Genomic DNA, 19,156 nt, shown 5'->3' with positions numbered 1-19,156 from the left:
CGGCCCGCCGGACCCCGGCGACGTCGGCACCCGCGCACGAATCCGCATCCGACACCGAACCCGACATCCAGTCCGACCCGCTGAAACGGAGAATCACCATGACCACCCCGACCCTGTCCGACCTGAGCCCCGAGGCCCGCGGCCTGCTGGAGACCCAGACCATCGAGCTGCCCAGCTGGGCCTTCGGCAACTCCGGCACCCGCTTCCGCGTCTTCACCACCGCGGGAGTGCCCCGCGACCCCTTCGAGAAGATCGACGACGTCGCCCGGGTCAACGCCTTCACCGGCATCACCCCCCGCGTGTCCCTCCACATCCCGTGGGACAGAACCGACGACTACGAGGCCCTGCGCGCCCACGCCGAGGAGCGCGGCGTGACGATCGGAACCATCAACTCCAACGTCTTCCAGGACGAGGACTACAAGCTCGGCTCCCTGTGCAACCCCGACGAGAGGATCCGCGCCAAGGCGATCGCCCACCACCTGGAGTGCATCGACATCATGCGGGCCACCGGCTCGCCGGCCCTGAAGATCTGGCTGGCCGACGGCACGAACTACCCCGGCCAGGACTCCATCCGCGAGCGCCAGGACCGCCTGGCCGACTCGCTGGCCCGGATCTACGCCGCCCTCGACTCCGACCAGCAGCTCGTCCTGGAGTACAAGTTCTTCGAGCCCGCCTTCTACCACACCGATGTGCCGGACTGGGGCACCTCCCTGGTGCACTGCCAGGCACTGGGCGAGCGCGCCAAGGTCGTCCTGGACACAGGGCACCACGCCCCGGGCACGAACATCGAGTTCATCGTCGCCCAGCTGATCCGCCTGGGGCGCCTGGGAGCCTTCGACTTCAACTCGCGCTTCTACGCCGACGACGACCTCATCGTGGGAGCGGCCGACCCCTACCAGCTCTTCCGCATCATGAACGAGATCGTGGCCGCCGGGGCGCTGGCGCCCGACTCGGGTGTCAACTTCATGCTCGACCAGTGCCACAACCTGGAGGAGAAGATCCCCGGCGAGATCCGCTCGGCGACCAACGTCCAGGAGGCCACCGCCAAGGCCCTCCTGGTGGACCGCGAGGCCCTGCGGGCCGCCCAGGTCGCCGGGGACGTGCTGGGCGCCAACGATGTCCTCGTCGACGCCTTCAACACCGACGTCCGCCCGCTGCTGGCCGAGCTGCGCGACTCCCGGGGCCTGGACCCCGACCCGATGCGCGCCTTCCTCGACTCCGGCTACCTGGAGCGGGTGCGCACCGAGCGCGTCGGCGGCGACGCCGCGGGCTGGGGGGCCTGACGGCGCCTCGCATCCCCGGGAACGAGCCCGCACCTCACGACGTCGCCCGAAAGGAACCTCCCATGACCGCCACCCGTCCCGACCGCCCCGACCGCCCCATCCACATAGGCGCCGTCGACCTCGGCGCCTCCTCCGGACGCGTCATGGTCGGCACCATCGCCGACGGACGCATCACCGTGACCGAGACGCGTCGTTTCGCCAACGGAGCCATCCCCCTGCCCACCCGCGAGGGCGAGCGCCTGTTCTGGGACGTGCTCCACCTGTGGAACGAGGTGCGCGAGGGACTGCTCGCCGCGGTCCGCGACGTCGGTCCCCTGTCGGCCATCGGCATCGACACCTGGGGTGTGGACTACGGCCTGGTCAACGGCGCGGGCACCCTGTCCGCCCAGGTCCACGCCTACCGCTCCGCGCGCACCCGCGGCGTCCCCGAGCAGGTCTTCGCCGCGATCCCGGCACGGGAGATCTACTCGATCAACGGGCTGCAGGTGCAGGACTTCAACACGATGTTCCAGCTCGTGGCCCAGGCGCGCGACAATGGCATCCCCAGGACCTCGAACGGCGCCTACGCCCGCACCATGCTGCTCCTGCCCGACCTCCTGGCCTGCTTCCTCACCGGCCAGCGGGTCGCCGAGGTCACCAACGCATCGACCACCGGCCTGGTCGACGCGCGGCTGCGCACCTGGTCGCGGCCCCTGCTGGAGCGCCTGCGCACCGAGCTCGGCCTCGATCTGGACGGCGTCCTGCCCGACGTCATCGAGCCGGGCACCGTCATCGGACCGGTGCGGCCCGAGGCGCTGGAGGTCTTCGGCCCCGACGGCGCCCCCACGCCGGTGGTCGCCGTCGGCAGCCACGACACGGCCTCCGCCGTCGTCGCCGTCCCCGCTCAGGAGCCCGACTTCGCCTACATCTCCTGCGGAACCTGGTCGCTGGTCGGACTGGAACTGGACGAGCCGGTGCTCACCCTGGCCTCGCAGGCGGCCAACTTCACCAACGAGCTCGGCGTGGACCACACGGTCCGCTACCTCAAGAACGTCATGGGCCTGTGGGTCCTCAACGAGGCCGTGCGCGCCTGGCGCAGTCAGGGCCTGGAGACCTCCCTGCCCGAGCTCGACGCCGCCGCGGCCGCCGCCGAGCCGCTGCGCACCGTCGTCGACATCAACGACCCCGCCTTCTACTCCCCCGGGGACATGGCCGCCCGCATCGACGACGCCGCTCGCGCCACCGGGCAGCCCCGGCCCCGCGACGTCGGGGAGTACGTGCGCTGCATCAACGACTCCCTGGCCCTGGCCTACCGCCGCGCCGTGCGCCAGGCCGCCGAGCTGTCCGGACGGGAGGTGAGGGTGGTGCACATGGTCGGCGGCGGCACCCGCAACCGGCTCCTGTGCCAGCTGGCCGCCGACGCGACCGGACTGCCGGTCCTGGCGGGCCCCGCCGAGGGCACCGCCCTGGGCAACATGGTCGTCGCCGCCCGCGGCGCCGGCCTGATCGAGGGCGAGCTGGAGGACCTGCGCCGTCTCATCCGCGACTCCAGCCGGATCACGCGGTACACCCCGGACCCCGACGCCACCCCCGGCTGGGAGGCCGCCGAGCGCAGGCTCCTCGGCTGAGCCGGTCGGACCGAACGCCCCGCCCGCTCATCAGGAGGACGCCCCATGACCACGACCTGCGCGCCTCCGGCGAGGCCTTCGCCCGCCAACTGGCGGCGGCGGGCGCCGTGTCGAGTGCGTCACCTGCGCGGGCGTCCCCCACGGGCACCTCAACGCCGTCGGCAGCCCGCTCACGAGCCGATCGCTCGACCGCTTCGCCGCCCGCCTCGCACGCGCGCGGTGACCCACCGGGAGCTCCCCGTTCGAGCGGCCGGTCACCGATGCCGCCCGCGGGGCGGCGCACCGGCGGCCCCGCGCGGAGGCCGCCCGGGCGGGAGCCGGGAGGCGACCAGCATCCACGAGTCATTTCGAATCAGAGAACCAGGAGAATCATGAGCACGCACCCGACCCTCGACGACGTCCTCGCCCAGATGGGCGCCGCCGGACGCCGTCTGGACCACATGAGCGCCGTCGAGGCCGGCGCCGGCAACGTCTCCGCGTCCATCGCCGCGGGCGCCGACGAGCTCGGTCTGACCGACCGCTTCCCGCAGGCCCGTCCCGGCACCGAGCTGCCGCTGCCGGCCCCGGCCCTGGCGGGCCGCACGGTCCTGGTGACCGGCTCGGGCTGCCGGCTGCGCGACGTCGCCGACTCCCCCGAGGCGAACGTGTCCGCCTTCGTCGTGGACGAGGGCGGGGCCACCGGCACCTGGTACACCCACCCGCAGCGGGCCTACGAGCGACCCACGAGCGAGTTCAACTCCCACCTGGCCGTCCACGACGACCAGGTCGCCCGACGCGGAGTGGACTTCCAGGCCGTCATCCACGCCCAGCCCCCGTACCTGGTCCAGCTCTCCCACATCAGGGACATCCGCACCACCCGCGAGTTCAACCGCCGCATCCTGCGCTGGGAGCCCGAGACCATCGTCCAGCTGCCCGCCGGCATCGAGGTGCTCGACTTCATGGTCCCCGGCTCGCGGACCCTCATGGAGAACAATGTGCGGGCCCTGCGCGACCACGTCATCGTCCTGTGGTCCAAGCACGGCATCATGGTGCGCTCCGACGACTCGCCCCTGGCGGCCGTCGATAAGGTCGAGTACGCCGAGACCGGCGCCATGTACGAGGTCCGCAACCTGATGACGGGCGGGCTCGGCCAGGGCGTCACCGACGCCGAGCTGCACGCCGTCGTCAAGGCCTTCGACGTGCCCACCGACCTGTTCTGAGGGCCCTCGGAGGCCCGGTCCAGCGGCGGTCGGCGCCTCTACGTCGGCGCCGCCCGCCACCACCGCCCGCATCCGAGGACGAAGGAGCCCGTCATGAGCGCGCCCGCCAGCCCGACGCCCGCCCGTCTCACGGTGGACCACCAGCACGCCCCCATCGGCGTGGCCGTCCGCGAGCCCGTCCTGGCCCGGCAGGTCCCGGGAGCAGCGCCCGCCACCGCCTACGAGGTGGAGGTCCGCCGCCGCGATGCGGCCACCGGGGAGCCCCTCGACCCCGCCGTCTGGGCCACCGGGCGCGTGGAGGTCCCCGAGCCGCCGATGCGCCCGTGGCTGCCGTACGCCGGGGCGCCCCTGGTCTCGGACGCCGACCACACCTGGCGCGTGCGCGTGTGGACCTCGGCGGCCGGGACCGGCGCGCGGCCCGACGGCCCTGCACCGATCGACGGCCCGGAGGCGATCGGCGCCGGCGCGTCCGACGCCTCGTCTCCGGCTCCCGGCCCGGACGCGGCCGGGGCCGACGCGCGGCCCGCCGCCCCCGAGCCGGCGCCGTCGGACTGGGCCGTCTCCACCTTCTCCACCTCGCTCCTCGAGGCCGCCGACGTCGCCTCCCCCTGGGTGGAGCCCGCCCAGACGCCGGTGGAGCCCGAGCCGCCCGTCAGCCTCGAGACCCTCTTCGCACCCCAGGATCGCCCGCCCGCCGGCGATCGCCTCCACCCCGTCAAGCTGGTGCGCCAGGAGCTCGACCTGAGCGCCCGTGCGGGCACGGGCCCGGACGCCGCCCTCCCCGCGCCGATCACCCGCGCCCGCCTCTACGTGAGCGCCCAGGGCGTCATCGACGCGTCCATCGACGGGACCCCGGTGGGCGGCACGGTCCTGGCCCCGGGCTGGACCAGCTACCACGACTACACCGAGTTCGAGGTCCACGACGTCACCGGTCTGCTGGCCGACACCGTCGATTCGGCGGGCGCCGTCGGCAGCCGGCACACGCTGGGGCTGCGCCTGGCCGATCTGCCGACCACGGCCTGAGGCGATCCGAGGCGGCCCGCTCGATGAGAGGCCCGCTCGGGACGACCCGCCCGGGGCGGCCTCCGGCTGTCTGAAGAAGGGCCGTCTAAAGAAGTCTGGAATCGCCCGATGAGCAGCTCGGGGCCGCTCCGCGGAGCGGCCCCGAGACGATCGTGGCGATAGCGGTGGGGATGGCGGGCCAGCGAGTTCGGGGGTGCGCATTCGGGGGCGGTTGGGGTTGCGTGATCGGGGTGTCCCCGATGTCCCGTGATCATGCTGTGACCGATGGTGGTGTTTGGTCGTGAGCGAGAACTCGTTGGCGGCGTCGCGGCAGGATTCGTCGTCGTTCTGGTCGGGTACGGGTCTGGGTGAGGATCTCGGACCTGTCGGAGGCCATCGGCCAGGGCTCGTGGGCCCAGGGCACCATGGCCGGGATCGGGGCCGCCGACGCCTGGCGCTCCCAGGGACAGGTCCTCACCGGCGCCCTGGAGTCCCTGTCGTCCCTGGCCGAGGGCATCTCCTCGGGCCTGGGCGTGGCCGCCACCCTGGTCCAGGTCGTCCACGACATGGTCCGCGACCTGATCGCCGAGGCCATCGGCATGTTCTTCCAGTCCGTCCTGGAGGAGGTCTTGGCCTGGCCACCCCCGCGGTCGCCGCCCAGATCAGCACCTGGGTCGCCGACAAGGTCACCAAGGTCACCCGCCGCGTGAACGACCTCATCTCCTCCTTCCAGGCCCTGTCCAAGCTCCTGAACAAGATCCAGCCCATCGTCACCCGCCTCAAGAGCGTCCTGGACAAGATCGGCAGCAAGAGCGACGATCCCGCCGGCACGGGGCACGGGCCCGACGACGCCATGGGACAGCATCAAACGAGGCGACACCGACCTGAACTTCAAGGTCATCTCCACCCGCAACGACGACGACCGGTCGGACGGCGCTGGCCATCGGCCCGCCGATGATGACGGCGACCAGAACTAGACTGGCCAGCAACGAGACGAGGAGAACGCCTCCGATGACCCGGACCACCGACACCAGTGACGGCTTCCCCCGCCTACACCAGCACCCCGGACAACTGACCACCAACCGCACCGCACCGGCGCGCCGCGGCCCCTCCCACCGGCCGCGACACGCCGACACGGTGTTGGGAACCAGTTGAATCCGTCCCCATCGAACCGGGGCGAGTCCGGCGTTCTTGGGCTGAGACGCCGGAGGCGACCACCAGGGCCGGGAGGACCGCACGGCGCCCCATGCGCACGTCGAGGCGGACGGCATCCACGAAACCACATCCACGGACGGCTCCAGCGCGTGCACCGAGCTCCCCGTCCGCAGTGCCCCGGTCCACCCGTCTCGAACGTCACAGCGCCAGGCGGATGGAAATCGACCGCCCCGATGGTTAGGCTGGCCAGGACGCACGACGACGGAGCCCCGTTCGGATGTGCGTCTTCTCGTTCCACCTCCGGAACGGGAACCGCGAAAGCAACCGCGAAAGGAACCCTCATGTTCTTCGATATCGACCTCACCGTCCGTGCCGCCGTCGCCCGCGAGCGCGAGATGCAGCGCGCCATCGCCGAGACGCAGGCCCAGGACGAGCAGAACTGAGCAGCGTCGAGCAGCCGAGCACGGCTGACGCTCATCTCCGGGAGCCGTGAACCGGAGACACGCGGGAACCAGCCCGCACGCCGAACAGGGCGAGGACGACGAGGTCCTCGCCCTTCTTGCTGGCCCCTCTCCCGCCGGCCCTTCCCGTCGAGTTCGGTCGTACCCACCGAGATCGGTTCAGTTCCGCATCGAGATCGGTTCGAGGCTCCGGGCCCGCGGAACGGCACCGGCATTCCCGCACGAGACCGGCTGCATGGGACTCGCGCGAGAAGAACTTCGTGGCCCGGAGGCTGCGGCCCCCCTCGAGGGCTTCACCCCATCACTCCTGCTCCCCGCTTTTCTCCCCTCACTCGAGCCCGGTCCCATGAGGACGCAAGCGTCGATACTGCGCATAGGTGTGAGGACCGGCCTGCTGCTTGAGCCAGTACCACTCCTCAAGCAGGCGGTCCCTCGTCATGTCGGGACTGTCGGGATCCGCTCGGAAATCGGTGATGAAGTTGTTCATTCGCGCCGACGGGATCTGCGGCAGCCTCCCCTCCGTCAGCATCAGGTCACGCAGATGATTCACCAGGTCCCGGTAGGTGAACCTGCGCCCCGCCTCCTGCTGACGCCGACGCCAGTCATTCAGCCAATACCACTGCCCTGACTTGTTCCGGATCCCGGGGTTCTCGGCTCGGACGTGCTCAAGCATGAACTCCTTCGTGACTCGGTCCCCCACATAGTTGGTCACCGCAGTATCGAGTGACAACTCGTCCCGCGCCCGCCCCCGCTTTCGAGACGGCACCGGTCTTCGCGCAGGCACTTCTCGCGTCCGCAGGAACTCGCGGATCAGATCCTCGAGATCAGTCTTGCGACGATTGCCCACCGGAATCCCCAGCTCATGCGCGAATGCCCTGATCTCCGTCGCGTAGTAGTAGCCGGCGTCGAACTCCTCCACCGACATGCGGCGGCGCAGGATCGGCCGTTGCTCTCCGGGGCTGCTCATCATATAAACCTTACAGGCCAGAGCGGTGCGACCCGGTATCCTGCTCACCTCGGCGAACCGGGCTCTCCCCTACGAGTCGGGCATTCCTGCGCGAGTCGGACGACGGCGTCGTCGGACTCGCGCCGAAAGGCCAGACTCGTGGTTCCAGTAGCCGGGCGAGGCCCCACCGGACCGATCTCGAGCCGGAACCCGACCGATCTCGACGCGGAACCCGACCGAACTCGGCACGGAACTGAACCGATCTCGGCGAGACGACGGCCCGCGCGGCGACGGGGGCTCAGGCCAGGCAGGCCCCGTTGGTCCGGGCGATCTCGCCGTAGACGCGGGCCGACTCCTTGAGCGTGCGCTCCTGCGTGCTCCGATCCACGGCGATGACGCCGAACTTCGGCCCGTAGCCGAAGATCCACTCGAAGTTGTCCATGGCGGACCAGCACATGTAGCCGCTCACCGGGACGCCGTCGGCGATCGCCGCGCCGACCTCCGCGATGGCGGTGCGCAGGAAGTCCACGCGCTGGGAGTCGTCCTCGGTGTTCAGGCCGTTCTCGGTGACGATGATCGGAACCTTGACGGTGTCCCAGGCCTGGCGCACGACGGCGCCGATCGCCCAGGGCCAGATCTCCTCGCCGGCCGGGTTGACCACAGCGCCCTCGGCGGGCGGCACCGGGCCGTCGGGGCCCAGAACGGTGCGGTTGTAGGTCTGCAGGCCGACGAAGTCGTCGCCCTCGCTCACGCGCAGGTAGCGCAGGTTGTTCTCCTCGATCATGCGCGCCACGCGCTCCTCGCCGCCGGGGGCGGCGTGGAAGTCGGAGTTGGCGAGCGTCCAACCGACTCTCATCGACGGCTTCACGTCCTTGATGGCCTCGACCGCGGCCTTGTGGGCGGCGACCTTGATCTCGAAGGCCTCCTCGGTGGCGCTGAGCTGGAAGCCGGCGATCCTGTCCGCCGTCGTCCCGAGCGCGCGAGCGGCCCCCTCCCAGGTGGGGTTGCCCAGGCGCGCCTCGGGGGCGGCCTCGCACAGGCCCATCTCGCCCAGGAGGATGGCGAGGTTGGGCTCGTTCATGGTGCAGGCGATCTCGAACAGATCGCCGAGCTCCTCGGTGACGCGTCGGCAGTAGCGGGCGAAGAGCCCGGGAGTGCCGTCGTCCTCCCAGCCGCCGCGGGCGATGAGCCAGGTCGGGGAGGTGAAGTGGTGGTAGGTGACGATCGGGGCGAGCCCGTGCTCATGGCAGGCTCGCAGCACGTCGCGGTAGTGCTCGATGGCGACGGCGGAGAACTCGCCGGGCGCGGGCTCGATGCGACTCCACTCCAGGGAGAAGCGGTAGGCGTTCAGGCCGAGGGAGGCGAGCAGCGCGATGTCCTCGCGGTAGCGGTTGAAGTGGTCGCAGGCGTCGCCGGAGGACTCGGCGTACATGGTGTTCGGAACGTGCTCGTAGAGCCAGACGTCGTTGTTCGTGTTGCCGCCCTCGACCTGGTGGGAGGCGGTGGCGGTTCCCCAGAGGAAGCCCTCGGGGAAGGGCGCGGGTGCAGTAGTGGCAGTGGTACTGGTCATGGGGACGTCTCCTCGGGTGGGTTTCGAATCGGTTCGGACATGCGGTTGCGGGCCCTCGAGAGGCCCGGGGCCTCGCGCCCCGGGAAGGCTGCGACTGAGCGAGCCGGGCGAGCCGTTATCCAGGGCCCCGCACCCCGGGAGGAGTGGGGTCGCGGGCGACGACGGGGCCCGGAGGGCGGCGCGCCCGGCCGGTTGCGGGCCGGGCGGGCGCGCCGCGCCATCGTCGGGCTACTTCACACCCTTGACCAGGGGGATGACGAGGGCGCCCAGCGCGCACAGGGCGGCCGCGACGCCCCACAGGAGCGTGTAGTTGTTCTCGGCGCCCAGGATGAAGGGGGCCACGGCCGGGACGAGGATGTTGGGCAGGTTGAGGGCCAGCCCGAAGACCGCCATGTCCTTGCCGGTGTCCGCCTCGTTGGGCAGGACCTGGGCGCACAGGGCCAGGTCGACGGTGAGGTACATGGCCTGGCCGACGGCGAAGACCATCCAGGCGATGACGAACTGGTTGAAGCTGCCGGCCCGCCCGCCGATGACGAGGGCGAGCGCCATGACGGCGGCCGAGCCGATGACGAAGGGCTTGCGCCGCCCCATCTTGTCCGACAGCCAGCCCGACCCGGTGAACAGGAGGATCGACACGGGCGCGGAGTACAGGGAGAGCAGGCTGGCCCGGGCCCCGGCCTCGGCCGGGGAGTAGTGGAGGTTGGTGATGAGGTAGAGGACGAAGAAGGCCAGGAAGGCGGTCATGGCGACGCCGGCCAGGAAGCGGGAGAGCCAGACCCACCCGAAGTTCGGGTGCTTGCGGGGGTCGACGAAGAAGCCGCCGATCAGGCCGCCCAGGTCCAGGGCCGGGACGTCGTCCTTGTCGCGCTGAGGATCCTTGTAGAGCAGGATGAGCGGGAAGGTGGTGGCCAGGGCCAGCAGCACGGGGACGGTCATCATGAGGGCGGGGGTGCCGACGAGCCTGCCCGCGATGGCCGCGCCGGCGCTCATGGCGAGCGCGCCCATCATGCCCATGAAGCCCATGACCCGGGCGCGCATCTTGTTGGGAACGCCCTCGACGGGGATGACGGAGTAGGCGTTGAAGCCCGCCTGGGCCGCGGTGATGCCCACGACGTAGGCGGCGCCGATGACGAGGTGGTCCGTCATGGTGCCGATGACGGCCATGCAGGCGAGGCTGACGAGGTAGCCGCCGAGGATCCAGGGACGACGGCGCCCGAAGCGGCTGGTCGTGCGGTCCGACAGGGCCCCGATCAACGGGATCGCGACGAGCATGAGGATGCCCGACACGGTGGTGATCCGCGAGTAGACGGTGGTGGCGGTGGCCTCGTCCATCGCGGAGAGCCGCAGCTGAAGGGCCGTGCCCAGGGTGAGCATCATGATGTACCCGCCCACGGCCGCCAGGAGGACCAGCGGGATGGTGCGGGAGGGCCTGCCGTAGACGCGGGTGATGGCCTCGGCGTCGTCCTCGGGCTCGACGGCGGTGGGGCTCTCGGCGTCGCTCTCGGGCCCGCCAGCGGCAGCCTCGGGCCCGCCAGCGGCAGCCTCGGGCCCGCCAGCGGCAGCCTCGGGCCCGCCAGCGGCAGCCTCGGGCTCGACGGCGGGAGCGCCCTCGCCGTCGGCGGCCCGGGGATCCGGGGGCTCGTCGACGAGGACCCGGAGGGGCGCGTCGCCGTCCCGGGAAGGGGTATCGGTGGGATTGCTCATCGATCGTCCTTGAGATGAGGTCGGCGACTGCGCCGACGACGGAGGCCCGGCGGAGAGTCCGGACCCGTTGACACGTTTCACTGTAGTCATAGATTGTCCACTTTGTAAGAGATTTAAATCACTACACTGACCGCATCCCCGCACTTCCGCCGATTAGGATGGCCAGCGGAGCACGACCGACCACATGCCGACGGAGACCCGGGAAGAGGCGAGGACCCCATGCCGAGCGAACATCGCGGCACCACCGCGGAGGACGAGCGACGGAGAGTGGGCCGCCGGCGGACACCGTCGGCGGACACCGTCTCGGTGTCGCCCACCAGCGCCGCCCCACCGACCAGCGCCGTGCCACCCGCCTCCACCGTGGCCCCGACCAGCGCCGTGGCCCCGCCCGACGGCCGCACTCGCTACGCCAACGGCCAGCGGCGCCGCGCCGAGATCGTCGACGCCGCCATGGAGGTCTTCGCCGAGCAGGGCTTCAACAACCTCTCCCTGCGTCAGATCGCCGAGGCCGTCGGGGTCAGCCACACGCTGCTGCGCCACCACTTCGGCACCAAGGACGCCCTTCTCCAGGCGGTGCTCACCCGCCGGGAGGAGACCGAGGCGCGGTGGCGCGACGCCCTCTTCGCCGAGCACGGCCTGCTCGACGCCCTGCCCAGGATCATGGAGCACAACGCCACGATCCCCGGCCTCATCCAGCTCGACTCGCTCATGCGCGCCGAGGCCGTCAACCCCGACCACCCCGCCCATGAGTACGTCGTCGGCCTGGCCAGACGCTTCCGCGCTCATCTGCGCGCCGACCTCGCGGCGGAGCAGGCCGCGGGCAGGCTCCGGGCCGACCTCGACCTCGACCTGACCACGACGCGACTCGCCTGTCTCATCGAAGGAGTCCAGAGCGAGTGGCTCCTGGACCGCGACCTCGACATGGCCGCCGTCATCCGCTCATTCGCCCAGGAGCTCCGGGCGGATTGAGCACCCGCGACCAGGGGCCGGCCCGCGACCACCTGATGGCCCGCGATCCGGGGTCGGCGGAGTCCGACGCGGGCGCACCCCGAATCGCGCGACCGGTCGCGCCGTCGCGCATCGGGTCGTGCGCTCGCACCCCGCGCCGCGCGGTCGTACACCGCGACTCGCGGTCGCACGCGATACCGCGCGGTCGTACGTTGGAGAGGTCGTAAGGTACGACCGCGCGCGCCCCGGTACGACCGGTACGACCGCGCGGACCTCCGCATCCCGCCGCCCCGGCCGAGCCCTCCGGCCAATGAACCACCGTCGTTCCCGCCGTCCCGACGGCGCCCCGGCGCTCCATTGACGCCCCGCACGAACATCCCTAATCTGAGCCCAGCCCGTTCATGAAACGTTTCAACAATGACCCGGAGGACCTCATGCCCGCCATCCCGGCGATCGAGCTGCTCACCGAGCCCGCACCCTTGTCCGCCGACCCGGTCGGCCCGCTGGTCGCCCCCGTCCGTCTGCGCGTCGACCACCACCGCCCCGACGTCGACGTGCTCGGCGGCACCCTCGCAGCGCCGTCCCTATCGTGGGAGGTGCCCGCCGCCCCCGCGGGCTGGGCCCAGGCCCGCGCCGAGATCGAGATGGTGCGCACCACCGCTGAGGGCACCACCACCGAGACCGCGATCCTCGACGGCCCCGCCTCGACGTTCGTCCCCTGGCCCGTGGCCCCACTGGCCTCCCGCGAGCGCGTCACCTGGCGCGTGCGCGTGGCCGGGGACGACGGCGCCCTCTCGCCCTGGTCCGCCCCCGCCATCGTCGAGACCGGCCTGCTGGAGCGCTCCGACTGGACCGCCCGCCCCATCAGCGCCCCTGGCAACGCGCGCACCGACGCCGCCCCGGTCCTGGTGCGCCGCCTCACGATCCCGCCGGGCATCACCGCGGCCCGCCTGCACCTGACCGCGGGCGGCGTCTACGAGGCGCGCATCGACGGCGTCAAGGTCGGCACCGACGAGCTCGCCCCGGGCTGGACCGAGTACCGCGACCGCCTTCTCGTCCGGACCCACGACGTCACCGCCGTCCTGACCCCGGGCGAGCACGAGCTCGCCGTTGTGCTCGGCAACGGCTGGTACCGCGGTCACCTGACCTGGGAGATGCGCGAGTGCGTCTACGGCCCGGACCTGTGGCTCCTGGCCCAGGTCGAGCTGACCGGCCGGGAGGGCGCCGTCGTCGTCGGCACGGACGCCGACTGGTCCTGGCGCCCCTCCAGCATCACCGCCAACGATCTCTACAACGGCCAGTCCTCCGACCTGAGACTGCCCGAGCTCGGCTCGCCCGACGCCGAGGCGCCAGTGGAGGTCCGCCCCCTGCCCGAGGCCTCACTGGAGCCCACCGCCCTGCCCATGCCCGCCGTCGTCGGCGAGCTCGACGGCGTCGAGGTGATCACGACGCCCTCGGGCAAGCGGGTGGTCGACTTCGGTCAGAACCTCACCGGGCACGTGCGCCTGACCGTCCGCGGCGAGGCCGGGCGCACGATCGCTCTGCGCCACGCCGAGGTCCTCGAGGAGGGAGAGCTGGGGAGTCGGCCCCTGCGCGGCGCCGAGTGCACCGACCGGGTCACGCTGTCCGGGGGCGACGACGTCTTCGCCCCAACGCTCACCCAGCACGGCTTCCGCTACGTGGAGGTGGACGGCTTCCCCGGGGACGACGCCGCGCTGCTGGGCGCCCTCACCGCGCGGGTCGTCTCGGCGGGGATGGAACGGACGGCGTGGTTCGACTCGGACCAGCCCCTCGTCAACCGACTGGTTGAGAACACGCGCTGGTCCACGATCGGCAACTTCATCACCGTGCCCACGGACTGCCCGCAACGCGACGAGCGCCTGGGGTGGACCGGCGACATCGGCGTCTTCGCCCCCACCGCCCTGTCCCTGTACGACGCGGCGGGCTTCCTGACCTCCTGGGCGAGGGACCTGGCCGCCGCGCAGTCGCCCGACGGCGCCCTGCCCGTCGTCTCCCCCGACGTCCTGGGCGGCACCAGGCTGACGAGCGCCTGGGGCGACGCGATCGCGCTGGTGCCGTGGGCGGTCTACGAGGCCACCGGCGACGCCTCCGTCCTCGCCGGGGCCGTGGACGCCATGGCCCGCTTCGTCGATGGCGTCGATTCCGTGGCGGGGCCCTCGCACCTGTGGCGCGGCGGCTTCCAGTTCGGGGACTGGCTCGACCCCGACGCCCCGCCCGAGAACCCGGGGGCCGCCAAGGCGGACCCCGACGTCGTCGCCACCGCCTACTTCGCCCGCAGCGCCGGCATCACCGCCCGCGCCCTGGCGGTCCTGGGGGAGGATGAGCGCGCGGCCCGCTACGAGGCCCTGGCCGCGAGCGTCCGCGCCGCCTACCTGGACGCCTACGTCACGGCCGACGGCCTCATCCTGTCCGACTGCGCGACCGTCTACGCCCAGGCGCTGGCCTGGGACCTGCTCGACACGCCCCGGCGGATCGCCGGCGCCGGGGCCCGGCTCGCCGACCTGGTGCGCCTGCGCTGCTTCCGCATCTCCACCGGTTTCGTCGGCACCCCGCTCGTGCCCGGGGCCCTGGTCAAGGGCGGGCAGGCGGCCACGGCCGCGCGCCTGGTGCTGGAGGAGGAGTGCCCGAGCTGGCTGTACCCCGTCACGATGGGGGCGACCACCATCTGGGAGCGCTGGGACTCCATGCTCCCCGACGGCTCGATCAACCCCGGGGAGATGACGAGCTTCAACCACTACGCCTTCGGCGCCGTCTCCCAGTGGCTGCTGACCGCCATCGCGGGGCTCGACGTCGTGGGCGCCGGGGGTCGCGCCCTGCGGGTGGCGCCACTGGCGGGTCATGGATTCGCCTCGGCGAGCGTCGTGCGGCGGCTGCCGCTCGGGGTGGCGAGCGTCTCCTGGGAGCTCGACGGCGACCGCCTGCGCGTGCGGGTGAGGGTGCCCGTGGGGGCGACGGCGGAGCTCGTGCTGCCGGGCGGTGATCCCGAGACGGTGGGCCATGGCCTGCACGAGCGGATGGTGAGCGCGCCCGCGGGAGGGCTCGGGATCGAAGACGCAGGGGGTCCGGGGGCCGAGCGGCGCGGGATCCTCACCGTGCGCGACCTCATCGACGACCGGCGCGCCTGGGGACGCGTCGTCGAGGCGGTGGCGGGCACGCACCCGGCCTACGCGAAGGATCCCGCGGCCGCTCTCATGGGGTTCCTGACCCACGAGCTGGGCTCGACCGCCCGCATCGTGCCGGGGGCTGCCACCATGCACGGCTTCATTCCCGGCATGGAGCAGGCGGCGGCCGCGCTGACGGCGACCATCGAGGAGGTCGCGCCCGGGGCCGTCGAGCCGCCCGCCGCGCAACGCGGCTGAATTTCCACGCGGCAGGGCCTCCGCCGTCGAGACGGGGGCGGGCGGACCCGCTCTCTCCCTTCGCCGAGATCGGTCCGGTTCCGGCTCGAGATCGGTCCGACGGCGCCCGCTCGCGCCGAGGATCCCGACTCGGCGAGGACGGCCTCGGCGGCGACCGAGAGCCTTCTTCTATATGCCGATGAACCTTGTTCGTCCGGTGCGCATCATTCGACAAGGCCGTCATCCGATGGCGCCCACGAAGGACCGGGTTGTCGCTCCGCTCCTGGTCCTGGCCGGAACTGCATGCACGCTCACACTGGAACGCCGGCTACTAAGGCGCGCCCGACGCACCATTGCGCGACGCCGTCAGGACCAGAACACCGACGGGACCGGGCGACCGGGTCGCACTGCATTGTCCGGCCCTTCCTCACCGCGCTCTCCAGAAGCAAGGCGAGTTCTTCAGTTCTCATGGGGATCGTCTGGAGATCATTGCAATTCCGCACGGTCGTACCCCGCAGCGCCCGGTCGTGCCTTAGAGAGGCCCTAAGGTGCGACCGCGTGGATCTGGGTACGACCGCGCGACCTCACGTACGACCGCGCGAACAGGCCAGGCCATTGACCGCGCTCACCCCGAGAACTTATCGTTGAGTCGTTTCAATGACGAGCAGCGAGCTTCCGGAGGCCACCGTGGACACCCGCCCCGACGCCCAGCGCACCACCCTCACGACCATTCGACCGGCCTCCCCCGAGCCCGTGATCACCGCCGCGGGCTTGCCCGACCCCCTCGGGGACCTCGCAGACCCCAGCCACCTCCGCCTCGAGCAGTACCTGCCCGGCGACATCCTGGGCGGCAGCTCCCCGACACCGCGCATCTCCTGGGAGATCGCCTCCGCCCCGACCGGTTGGACGGCGACCTCCGCTGAGCTCGAGATCACCCGCACCGACCTGGCGGGCGCTCCGCTCGCCGCACCCGAGCGCCTCCCCCTGGCCGCCGCCGACGGCGTCCTGGTCGCCTGGCCCGCCGCGCCGCTCACCTCCCGCGAGCGCGTCGCCCTGCGAGTGCGCGTGAGCGGCAGGATCGGCAAGAGCGACAACGACGCACCCGGCTCCCCCACGCCCGGCTCCGCCTCCCCCAACGCCCCGGCCGCCCCCGCCACGGTCGCGACCACCACCGATTGGTCCGCCCCGGTCGTCTACGAGACCGGCCTCCTGTCCCCCGAGGACTGGCAGGCCCTCCCCGTGGGGCCCGCCTGGCCGGAGAATCCCGGCGCCGACCGCCGACCGCCACGGGTCCGCGGCGAGTTCGAGGTGGCCTCCCCGGTCGTCGCCGCTCGCGCCTACGTCAGCGCCCACGGCCTCATCCGCGCCGAGCTCGACGGCCTTCGCATCGGCGACGACGAGCTCGTCCCCGGCTGGACCGTCTACGGCAAGCGGCTCGTGGCCCGCGCCTACGACGTCACCGAGACGCTCCTGACCTCTTCCGGCGGCACGGGAGCCGGGCCCCGCAGTACGGGAACCCGCCCCGACGGCCCCGGCGGCGCACCCGACGCTCCGGCCGGCGCGTCCAATGACCCGAACGCCGACGGCGCCCCCGCCTCCCCCGGGGACGGCGTCGGCCGTCACGCCCTGGGCGCCCGGCTTGCCGACGGCTGGTACCGCGGCCACATCGGCTTCGACGGCGGGTACCGAAACCTCTACGGCGAGGACGTCGCCGCCATCATCCAGCTCGAGCTCACCCACGCCGACGGCTCCCGCTCGACGATCGTCACCGACGCGTCCTGGCGAGCCGGCGCGGGCGAGATCCTCTTCACCGGCCTGTACGAGGGCGAGACCGTCGACGCCCGCCGGGCCACCCCCGGCTGGTCCTCCCCCGGCTTCGACGACTCGACCTGGTCCCCGGTCGCCGTCGGCGCCTCCGACGCCGAGCGACTGGTCATGCCCGCCGACGCGCCCGTGCGCGCCACCCAGATCCTCGATCCGGTCGCCGTCACCGTTCAGGAGCGCCGGGTCATGCACCTGGGCGAGGGCGAGATCGAGACCTCCCCCGAGCGGGCGCTCATCGACTTCGGGCAGAACATCTCCGGCCGCCTGCGCATCCGCGTGTCCGGCCCCGCCGGCACCACCATCGAACTGCGCCACGCCGAGGTCCTGGAGGACGGGGTGCTGGGCACCCGCCCCCTGCGCGATGCCGCCGCGACCGACACCTGCACCCTCGCCGGCGACGGCGTCGAGGAGTGGGAACCGGCCTTCACCATTCACGGCTTCCGCTACGCCGACGTCACCGGCTGGCCCGGGGGCGCCCGGGCCGCCGCCGAGGCGATCGCGGACGGAGCGGTGCGCGCCGTCGTCATCCACACCGACATGGAGCGCCTGGGCGCCTTCTCCTGCTCCGACGAGCGCGTGACCCGCCTGCACGAGAACTCGCGCTGGTCCATGCGCGACAACTTCGTGTCCATCCCCACCGACTGCCCCCAGCGCGACGAGCGCCTGGGCTGGACCGGCGACATCCAGGCATTCACCCCGACCGCCGCCTTCCACTACGGCTGCACGGGCATGCTCTCCTCCTGGCTGACCGACCTGGCCATCGAGCAGGAGGCCCACGGCACCGTGCCGTGGTACGTGCCCGTCATCCCGGGCGGCTTCTGGACGCCGCCGCGGCCCGCGGCCGTGTGGGGCGACGCCGCCGCGGTGGTGCCCTGGGAGCTGTACCTGGCCACCGGCGACCGGGGTCTGCTCGCCGCCCAGTACGAGTCGGCGCGCGCCTGGGTCGATCTGGTGGACTCCCTGGCCGGGGCGGACCACGTGTGGGACTCCGGCCTCCAGCTGGGCGACTGGCTCGACCCCTCGGCCCCGCCGGACAACCCCATGCTGGCCATGACCGATCCCCACCTGGTGGCCACGGCGTTCTTCGCCCACTCCGCTCGCATCGTCGCCCGCTGGGCGGCCGAGCTCGGCGAGACGGCCGACGCCGCGCGCTACGGCGAGCTGGCCGACGCCGTCGGCGAGGCCTTCCGGGAGCGCTTCACCGACGGCACGGGCCGCATGACCTCGCACTCCCAGTGCGCCTACGCCCTGGCCATCGCCTTCGACCTGTGCGGGGACGAGGAGCGCCGCGCCTCGGCGGGCCAGCACCTGGCCGACCTGGTGGACGCGGCGGGAGGCCACGTCGCCACCGGCTTCGCGGGCACGCCCGTCCTCACCGCGGCACTGTCCGCGACCGGCCACGCGGAGGCCGCCTACCGGCTGCTGACCCGGACCTCCTGCCCCTCCTGGCTGTACGCGGTGACCATGGGGGCGACGACGACGTGGGAGCGCTGGGACTCCATGCTCCCCGACGGCTCGATCAACCCCGGCGGTATGACGAGCTTCAACCACTACGCCCTGGGGGCCGTGGCCGCATGGCTGCAGCGGACGGTCGGCGGCCTGGCACCCGCCGCGCCCGGCTACCGGATCATCGACATCGCCCCGGTCCCCGGCGGCGGGCTGAGCGCGGCCGAGTCCGTCCACCGCACGCCCCGCGGCTGGGCGGCCTCGGCCTGGAGGCTCGACGACGACGGGCGCCTGAGCCTGGACGTCGTCGTGCCGGTGGGGGCCACGGCGCGAGTCGCACTGCCGGGCCGCGAGGGCGAGTCGCCGGCCGAGCCGATCCTGCTCGGCCACGGCCGCCACCACCTGGAGGCCTGAGCGCGCCCCGGGCCCGGCGGTTCGTTCGCGTCTCCGCCTCACGGCCCCGTCCGCCCACCTGCCCGATCAGGACCTGCGTCTCCGCCTCAAGGATCCGCCGGAGGCCCGAGCGCGCCCCGGGCCCGGCGCGCCGCCGGCCTTCCTCGGACCCGCAGGATCACGGAGGCCCGGGCGCGACCGGACCCGGTGGTTCCGGGACGTACGGCCCCGCGCCGGCGGAACCTGCTATACCGGCCGT

General features: G+C 72.4%; 12 protein-coding genes. 9 read left to right on the top strand and 3 right to left on the bottom strand.

All coding sequences use genetic code 11. The annotated features are described in order from the left end of the window. The first annotated feature begins 98 nt into the window (after positions 1-98). The 6 genes from rhaI (at position 99) to G448_RS0106635 (ending at position 6,049) form a co-directional block, all read left to right on the top strand. Positions 99-1,283 (top strand): L-rhamnose isomerase, encoded by a 1,185-nt coding sequence (gene rhaI, locus G448_RS0106660; RefSeq protein ID WP_026407358.1) that lies wholly within the window; start codon positions 99-101, stop codon positions 1,281-1,283. A gap of 62 nt (positions 1,284-1,345) precedes the next feature. Further along, on the top strand, positions 1,346-2,890 hold the full coding sequence (locus G448_RS0106655; RefSeq protein WP_026407357.1) for a rhamnulokinase: 1,545 nt from the start codon (positions 1,346-1,348) through the stop codon (positions 2,888-2,890). A gap of 371 nt (positions 2,891-3,261) precedes the next feature. Further along, positions 3,262-4,089: a class II aldolase/adducin family protein gene (locus G448_RS0106650; protein ID WP_026407356.1), complete on the top strand. Its 828-nt coding sequence runs from the start codon at positions 3,262-3,264 to the stop codon at positions 4,087-4,089. 93 nt (positions 4,090-4,182) lie between these two features. Then, positions 4,183-5,112: an alpha-L-rhamnosidase N-terminal domain-containing protein gene (locus tag G448_RS0106645; protein WP_026407355.1), complete on the top strand. Its 930-nt coding sequence runs from the start codon at positions 4,183-4,185 to the stop codon at positions 5,110-5,112. Between the two features lie 347 nt (positions 5,113-5,459). Then, positions 5,460-5,801: a hypothetical protein gene (locus G448_RS0106640; RefSeq protein ID WP_026407354.1), complete on the top strand. Its 342-nt coding sequence runs from the start codon at positions 5,460-5,462 to the stop codon at positions 5,799-5,801. Next, entirely contained in the window at positions 5,798-6,049 is a 252-nt protein-coding gene (locus G448_RS0106635; RefSeq protein ID WP_026407353.1) for a hypothetical protein, read from the top strand. The genes G448_RS0106640 and G448_RS0106635 overlap by 4 nt, the downstream gene beginning before the upstream one ends. 986 nt (positions 6,050-7,035) lie before the next feature. Here the strand turns inward: G448_RS0106635 and G448_RS0106625 are convergent. From G448_RS0106625 to G448_RS0106615, 3 genes are all read right to left on the bottom strand, one after another. Next, positions 7,036-7,674, bottom strand: coding sequence for a hypothetical protein (locus G448_RS0106625; RefSeq protein WP_034494647.1), 639 nt, complete (start codon positions 7,672-7,674; stop codon positions 7,036-7,038). 277 nt (positions 7,675-7,951) lie between these two features. Continuing rightward, complete coding sequence (locus G448_RS0106620; protein ID WP_026407351.1) at positions 7,952-9,223, bottom strand: glycoside hydrolase family 1 protein; 1,272 nt, start codon at positions 9,221-9,223, stop codon at positions 7,952-7,954. A gap of 228 nt (positions 9,224-9,451) precedes the next feature. Beyond that, positions 9,452-10,927 carry an MFS transporter gene (locus G448_RS0106615; RefSeq protein WP_026407350.1) on the bottom strand — a complete coding sequence of 492 codons (1,476 nt, stop codon included), beginning with the start codon at positions 10,925-10,927 and terminating at the stop codon, positions 9,452-9,454. A 306-nt stretch (positions 10,928-11,233) separates the two neighbouring features. Between G448_RS0106615 and G448_RS0106610 the strand changes: the two genes are divergently transcribed. From G448_RS0106610 to G448_RS0106600, 3 genes are all read left to right on the top strand, one after another. Further along, positions 11,234-11,896: a TetR/AcrR family transcriptional regulator gene (locus tag G448_RS0106610; RefSeq protein ID WP_245572222.1), complete on the top strand. Its 663-nt coding sequence runs from the start codon at positions 11,234-11,236 to the stop codon at positions 11,894-11,896. 380 nt (positions 11,897-12,276) lie between these two features. Next, complete coding sequence (locus G448_RS15460; RefSeq protein WP_156910949.1) at positions 12,277-15,255, top strand: alpha-L-rhamnosidase; 2,979 nt, start codon at positions 12,277-12,279, stop codon at positions 15,253-15,255. Between the two features lie 636 nt (positions 15,256-15,891). Beyond that, entirely contained in the window at positions 15,892-18,918 is a 3,027-nt protein-coding gene (locus G448_RS0106600) for an alpha-L-rhamnosidase (protein WP_245572221.1), read from the top strand. The last annotated feature ends 238 nt before the right edge of the window (positions 18,919-19,156 follow it).

The organism is Actinomyces gerencseriae DSM 6844 (assembly GCF_000429265.1).
GTDB lineage: Bacteria > Actinomycetota > Actinomycetes > Actinomycetales > Actinomycetaceae > Actinomyces > Actinomyces gerencseriae.
This window is presented reverse-complemented; position numbering and strand designations above follow the sequence as displayed.

Excerpts from the sequence above, each read along its gene's own strand:
- G448_RS0106600 (WP_245572221.1), top strand. The coding sequence starts at position 15,892 with ATGACGAGCAGCGAGCTTCCGGAGGCCACCGTGGACACCCGCCCCGAC.
- rhaI (WP_026407358.1), top strand. The coding sequence starts at position 99 with ATGACCACCCCGACCCTGTCCGACCTGAGCCCCGAGGCCCGCGGCCTG.
- G448_RS0106650 (WP_026407356.1), top strand. The coding sequence starts at position 3,262 with ATGAGCACGCACCCGACCCTCGACGACGTCCTCGCCCAGATGGGCGCC.
- G448_RS0106645 (WP_026407355.1), top strand. The coding sequence starts at position 4,183 with ATGAGCGCGCCCGCCAGCCCGACGCCCGCCCGTCTCACGGTGGACCAC.
- G448_RS0106655 (WP_026407357.1), top strand. The coding sequence starts at position 1,346 with ATGACCGCCACCCGTCCCGACCGCCCCGACCGCCCCATCCACATAGGC.
- G448_RS0106620 (WP_026407351.1), bottom strand. The coding sequence starts at position 9,223 with ATGACCAGTACCACTGCCACTACTGCACCCGCGCCCTTCCCCGAGGGC.
- G448_RS0106625 (WP_034494647.1), bottom strand. The coding sequence starts at position 7,674 with ATGAGCAGCCCCGGAGAGCAACGGCCGATCCTGCGCCGCCGCATGTCG.
- G448_RS15460 (WP_156910949.1), top strand. The coding sequence starts at position 12,277 with ATGAAACGTTTCAACAATGACCCGGAGGACCTCATGCCCGCCATCCCG.
- G448_RS0106615 (WP_026407350.1), bottom strand. The coding sequence starts at position 10,927 with ATGAGCAATCCCACCGATACCCCTTCCCGGGACGGCGACGCGCCCCTC.